This window comes from Dehalococcoidia bacterium (assembly GCA_025054935.1).
Taxonomy (GTDB): Bacteria; Chloroflexota; Dehalococcoidia; order SpSt-223; family SpSt-223; genus JANWZD01.
Genome location: JANWZD010000042.1, coordinates 1 through 912 on the forward strand (window position 1 = coordinate 1; position 912 = coordinate 912).

General features: G+C 63.9%; 1 protein-coding gene. It reads left to right on the top strand.

The genetic code is table 11. The features are described 5' to 3' along the window. On the top strand, positions 1-912 hold a 912-nt coding region (locus NZ773_16160), incomplete at both ends, for an HAD-IC family P-type ATPase (protein ID MCS6803461.1).

Consider the following 912-nt stretch of genomic DNA (forward strand, 5'->3'; position numbering starts at 1 on the left):
GGCGCGCATCGACGCGCGTGCAGGCGTGCCAGAGCCGTCGGAACTGGTGTTCGTCGGGCTGGTGGGCATGATGGATCCGCCCCGACGCGGCGTGCTGGAAGCCATCGACGAGTGCCATCAAGCGGGCATCCGTGTGCTGATGATAACGGGCGACCACGCCGCCACTGCCCGCGCCATCGCCGCGCAACTGCACATCGCCCCGCCCGACGCCGAAGTGGTTACAGGCGCCGAACTGGAGCGCATGAGCGATGAGGAGCTGCGCGAGCGCGTGCGCACCGTGAATGTGTTCGCCCGCGTATCGCCTGAACATAAACTGCGCGTAGTGCGGGCGTTGCAATCCAACGGCGAGACAGTGGCGGTCACAGGCGACGGCGTGAACGACGCGCCCGCGCTCAAAGCCGCCGATGTGGGCGTGGCGATGGGCAAAAGCGGCACCGATGTCGCCCGCGAAGCCGCCGACATCGTGCTGGCAGATGACAACTTCGTGAGCATTCGCAACGCCGTCGAGGAAGGGCGCATCGCTTTCAAGAACCTGCGCAATGCGACCTTCTTCCTCATCTCCACAGGCGCAGGCTCGATACTGATGTTCCTGTTTGCTGTGCTGATGGGTTTGCCGATGCCAATGCTGCCCGCGCAGCTGCTGTGGCTAAACCTTGTAACGAACGGCTTGCAGGATGTGGCGATGGCGTTCGAACCGGGCGACAAGAGCATCATGCGTCAACCGCCGCGCCCGCGCGATGAGGGGATTATCTCCAAGTTGCTGTGGGAGCGCACCGCGCTGGTGGGGCTGCTGATTGGCGGCGCGGGGCTGTGGCTGTTTATGTACGAGTACGAAACGACAGGCTCGCTCACACGGGCGCAGACCGTCGCGCTGACAACCGTTGTGCTGTTCCAGAACTTTCATGTGGGCAA